Source organism: Blautia sp. CGZ-1-C1, from assembly GCF_056504575.1.
In genome coordinates, this window is the sequence record NZ_JBWLUT010000198.1 from 1 (window position 1) to 5,177 (window position 5,177).

Here is a 5,177-nt window from a genome sequence, read left to right on the forward strand (position 1 = left end):
TTGAGGAGAGAACACAAGTAATTTTAAGTTTTTTTGAGAGTCTTCTGAGTACCATATATGTGCTTCTGTGTTGAGATAGTCGGTTATATTAATATCCGTATCTGCCGGTAACTCATAAGTTTCACCGGCGTCGGAAGTCAGTGAAAAGGTTTTTGTATGATTAGAATAAGAAGTGACAATCCCCTTGACAAAATAGTAAGTTGTATCTGACTCACTGTCATAATAAGAGCCGGAACCATCTATATCATAAGATACATGTTGCCCCTCAGGCTCCTTAGGGGCGGAAAGGGTGATTAGATCTGAGGGGGCTTTGCCAAAAGCTTGTCCGGATAGCAATATACTACCGAGTACGATACTGCCTGCGATACATAGAATTTTTACATTATTCATGGTTAAATGGCCTCCTTGTTTAGTTGTTGAATATTATATCAATTAAAGTGTGAAAATTGTAATTTTGACTTATCGAAATATGTTTTAGAAATGAGTAGGATTTCGGTTATTTTTGAATATGATAAAGAATAAAGACACAAGTATTGTTCGGTTTATTAGTCGTGTTCCAATGGTTACTGGAAAATAATTGATGATTAGAAATACAACGTAATATTATCAATAGCAAAGCTATAGGATTTCAAAAATGAAGTCTTATAGCTATTTTTGTGTAGCAGTAAAAATTGTGAAGGGTATGTTTGGGAAAAAATATTTGTGATTACTTGATTTGAATCAAGTTGGAAAATTGCTATTTGTCAGACAATAAAGTATAATTAGAGAAAATCTTGTTTGCAAAGGAACAGGATAAACGATAACTTTAAATAATATGTTTTTGTCTGTTGATTTTGGGCGTGTAAAAAGGAAAAAGTATGAGTGATGAAAGAAAAAGGGAAAATGAAGAGGAAAAACTGAAAGATTTTTTTCATAATGTGATAGGAATAAAATCGGAAGCTGTGCTGGAGGTGTTGGCGGAGAACTCGGAAATCTGTAAGTTGAAAGCAAAAACTTTGCTGATGAAAGAGAATGAGAAGGTAGATGCGATTTCTTTTTTGTATAAAAAGGGTGGTCTTGTAAAGTCATATTATGAAAAATCGGATGGAAAAAAACAGGTTCACTGTTTTGCGCATTTTCCGGGGGAAGCTTTGGTAGGGATCATGAATTTGGACAAGCAGATAACCTCTTTCCTGACAGTGGAGTTGATAACGGATTGTGAAATTGTAAGGATATCAGCGGATGTTCTTCGAAAGCTGGCTATGGAGAATATAGAAATTGCTCTGGTTTGTAATCGGATGCAGAGTGTGGCATCTATGAGGGAATATGAATACAGAAAAATGATTCTTACCTGTAATCCAGTACAGAGGTATGAATATTTTCTGGAAACCTATCCGGGGCTGGAAAAAAAGGTGAACAAAAAAGATATAGCATCTTATCTGAACATGACACCTGAATGCTTCAGCAGGATGCTGAAAAAATATGATGGGGTTTGACAGAGGTGGAAAGTAACTGTCAATTCACATAATAAAACTCACAAATCAAGGAGGAAAAAATTCATGAAGAAAAAGAAAAATGTACTATTAATGATTCTTGCTGCAGTAGTAGCAATGCTTGCCATGTCTGTGAATGTTTGGGCAGCACAGAAGAATCCATTGGCGAAGATGCCAACAAAGATGAAAGTTACATTGGGGTGTAGCGTAGATAATGTAACTAATTATTCTACACCGGTATATTATAATCGTGAAAATATAGAAATCTCTGCGGTAAGCAGTAATCCTAAAGTAATGATGGTGTTTTCACGTGTATCTGGCAGTGATGGTGGTGCGAAAAGAAATGCATTTTACCAGGTAACCGGAATCAAGGAAGGAACAGCTAAGGTTAATGTTACTGTAAAAGTAAATGGAAAAACATATAAAAAAACCTGCACCTATACATTTGTAAAATATACAAATCCATTTAAAACGCTGAAAATCGGGAAAAAGAACCTGGTTTCCTACTATGCAAAAGAGCCGGAACCAAATTTATATGGGGTTGTAAGCAGATTGAATGGAAAACTGACTTATAGCCTGAAAGCAGGATATAAAGTAGAAAAGATAGAATACAGCAGATTTGTTAATGCTAACAACGGAAGCATAAAAATGTATTCTATCAAAAAAGGACAAAAGCTTCCAAAAGATTTTTTGGCACTTTTTATCAAGTTAAAGAATACTAAAAATAATGCCTATGTTTCTATTAGAGTAGATAATAATTAGGGCAGTAGTGTTATGTGAAGCGATTGATGGTACTGTTGCCAGACATTTATCCATTTGAAAAGAGAGGACAAGAGATATGAAAAAGAATGCTTTTATAAGAAAAACAGTATTATTACTTTTAACAATCATCAGTGTACTGGGATTACAGTTGATTTCTGTAAATGCAAAGTCACCCACATATCAGCAAGTGCCAACAATGGCTTATTTAAAAGTTGAAAGTGGACAGGCATATCTTTCTTATGCAAATTCAGCACCTCAGTTGTTTTATGAACCGATGAATGGAGAAACTGTTCGCCTTACACAAAAGATTTGTACCGGTGCATGGACAGATGGAAAGATTTTTTATTATGCTTCGGGTAATAAGAGGGTACCTACGAAGGTAAGTTTATATAAATATACCATCAAAACAGGAAAAACAGAAAAATTGTGTACGATAAATAAAAATTGTGATCTGGTGGGGTATTCAAAGAATAATTTTTATTTACACACAATGGGATCTGGAAAACAATATTTATATGCCTATAATCTGAAGACAAAAAAGATTACATCCAAAAGAATTGCTTACCCTGTTTATAACAAAAATGATGTTATTGGAACAGGATCATTGTCAGATGGGAGATATATTTTTGTAGGGGACACATATTCTGGGTATTCTGAGTTTTCGGGAAAATATAATTGTTATCCTCATAGTATATACATATTAGATCCTGTTTCTCAGAAATTTAAATTGGTAAACAAGATGGTGACGACTGAAACTACAAAAGAAAAGAATCTGATATACTATGCCAGCTTTTCAGGAACAACATCTAAGCCATATTCACAGATTTGGAAATATAATATAAAAACTGGAAAAAAATCGGCAGTTGGAAAGAAATATTCAGGTATAGTATATAGCTTTTATAAGGATTCTGCATATATCATAGATCAAAAAGGTGAATCGAAAACGGTAAAATATAAATAAAAATTAAGGCTTCCCACATCTTTACTGGTGTGGGAAGTGTTAAATATAGGGAAAAAAGATATTGTTGATACGAAAGTAATCAACTATCGTTTGTAAAGGGAGAGGAAAGATTTTATGAAGAGAAAGATAATGGTGTGGCTCTTATCAGGAATTATGATACTTCAGCCAGTTGCAGGTGTACAGGCAGCAGAATTTTCTGATGGGGTAGCAGGTTATTTTAATGAAGAGGAAAATGATACGGAAGAAAATCAGGCAGATGACTTTTCAACCAATGAAGAGGATGTGCAATTTTCAGATGAACAGAATGGTGGTGCGTCATCTTCAGAAACCCCAGCATCAATTCCAGAGGCGGAAGAGTTGGATGACGGTGATGAAAAAACACAAAAATTAGAAGTTGCAACTTCTGGTAATAATTCTGGTAAGTGTGGTGAGAATGTACATTGGTCGTTTAAAGATGGTATATTGACGATTAGTGGAAATGGAGATATGTATAGTTTTAAGTATGATTATTCTCCACCGTGGAAAAAATTTGAGTCAATCATAGAAACTGTAGTAATCGAGCAAGGTATATCAAATATTGGAAATTATGCATTTTATAATTATTTTGATAATTTAAAAACAGTGATGTTGCCAAATAGTGTAGTGAATATAGGAAAAAGTGCGTTTTGTGGATGCAAAAGTTTGGAGACAATAGCATTGCCAGACAGCATAACAAACATAGGGATGGATGCATTTTTGGGATGCAGAAGTCTAGAAACAATAACCTTGCCAAACGGTGTGACAAGTATAGAAAATGGTACATTTCAAGGATGCAGTAATTTGAAAACAATAATATTGCCATCTGGTATAACAAGTGTAGGAGCAGATGCATTTTATGGATGTAGTAATTTGGGAACAATAGTGTTACCAAATAGTATAACAAGTATAGGATCGTGGGCATTTTATGGATGTAGGAGCCTGAAAACAATAGCCTTGCCAAATGGTATAACGAATATAGAAAGTAGTACATTTGGAGAGTGTAGTAGTTTGCAAACAATAACTTTGCCAAATAGTTTAATATACATAGGAATGTATGCATTTAGTAAATGTAGTAGTTTGGAAACAATAGTGTTGCCAGATAGTATAAAGAGTATAGAAATATATGCATTTAGTAAATGTAGTAGCTTAGAAACAATAACGTTGCCACATAGTATGACAGTACTATGCTCCTTGTTTGATGGATGTAGTAATTTAAAAACGATAATGTTGCCAGATAGAGTACAGGGTATAGGAATGAACACATTTAGAGGATGTAGTAGTTTAGAAACAATAATACTGCCAGATAGCGTAGTGAATATAGATTCGGAAGCATTTAAGGATTGTTTTAAATTGAAAACAATAACGTTGCCGAATAGCATTACAAGTATAAATGATTCTGCGTTTTCTGGATGTAGTAGTCTAAAAGATGTATATTACTCTGGCAGAGAAGCTGAATGGAATAAGTTAAATGTAACTTTTGATCATGATGTAACAATACATTATAATAGTAGTTCCACTTCTTCATCTGATAAGAACTTCTCTCTCAAGGTGAGCAAAGATGCAGTTGTACTTGGCAAGGAAAATTCTCTTTTTATGGAATATGAAGCTTCTGCTACTGGTAAGGCTGACAGTGAAGGAAAACAGATCAAATGGGAGTCAAGTAATCCTTCTGTTGCGAAGATTGACCAGAAGAGTACTGGACTGATTGTGAGTCAGGATGGAAATAGTGGTTCCGCATGGTTTAATTTGTTGACATATGATGTAGGAAAAACTGTGATAACTGGAACTTCGGTGGATGGCAGGAAGGCTTCGGTGGAGGTGGAAGTTGAGCCGGAGCTGAGTCTTATAAAGAACTCGGTAAGTATTTCAAAGGAAGCGTTAATTACTCTTTGTTTTGTAAAATTGGAGAAGGCAAATAGGGAATATCTGGAAGCTTTTATGAAGAGTCTTAAGACTACAGTATG

The 5,177-nt window shown here is 34.5% G+C and carries 4 protein-coding genes and 1 pseudogene; 4 read left to right on the forward strand and 1 reads right to left on the reverse strand.

Translation table 11 applies throughout. The features are described from left to right. Positions 1 to 390, reverse strand: a pseudogene (locus AC058W_RS17600) (hypothetical protein); the annotation flags it as partial. A 467-nt stretch (positions 391 to 857) separates the two neighbouring features. On the opposite strand from AC058W_RS17600, the gene AC058W_RS17605 reads away from it, so the two are divergent. The 4 genes from AC058W_RS17605 to AC058W_RS17620 all read left to right on the forward strand — a co-directional run. Next, positions 858 to 1,475 (forward strand): Crp/Fnr family transcriptional regulator, encoded by a 618-nt coding sequence (locus tag AC058W_RS17605; protein ID WP_479390442.1) that lies wholly within the window; start codon positions 858 to 860, stop codon positions 1,473 to 1,475. 63 nt (positions 1,476 to 1,538) lie between these two features. Further along, positions 1,539 to 2,234 (forward strand): hypothetical protein, encoded by a 696-nt coding sequence (locus tag AC058W_RS17610; RefSeq protein ID WP_117844035.1) that lies wholly within the window; start codon positions 1,539 to 1,541, stop codon positions 2,232 to 2,234. 76 nt (positions 2,235 to 2,310) lie between these two features. Beyond that, the gene (locus AC058W_RS17615) at positions 2,311 to 3,195 is read left to right on the forward strand and encodes a hypothetical protein (protein WP_479390443.1); all 885 of its coding nucleotides are present in this window, start codon (positions 2,311 to 2,313) and stop codon (positions 3,193 to 3,195) included. A 114-nt stretch (positions 3,196 to 3,309) separates the two neighbouring features. Beyond that, on the forward strand, positions 3,310 to 5,177 hold a 1,868-nt coding region (locus tag AC058W_RS17620; protein WP_479390444.1), incomplete at its 3' end, for a leucine-rich repeat protein.

Excerpts from the sequence above, each read along its gene's own strand:
- AC058W_RS17605 (WP_479390442.1), top strand. The coding sequence starts at position 858 with ATGAGTGATGAAAGAAAAAGGGAAAATGAAGAGGAAAAACTGAAAGAT.
- AC058W_RS17610 (WP_117844035.1), top strand. The coding sequence starts at position 1,539 with ATGAAGAAAAAGAAAAATGTACTATTAATGATTCTTGCTGCAGTAGTA.
- AC058W_RS17615 (WP_479390443.1), top strand. The coding sequence starts at position 2,311 with ATGAAAAAGAATGCTTTTATAAGAAAAACAGTATTATTACTTTTAACA.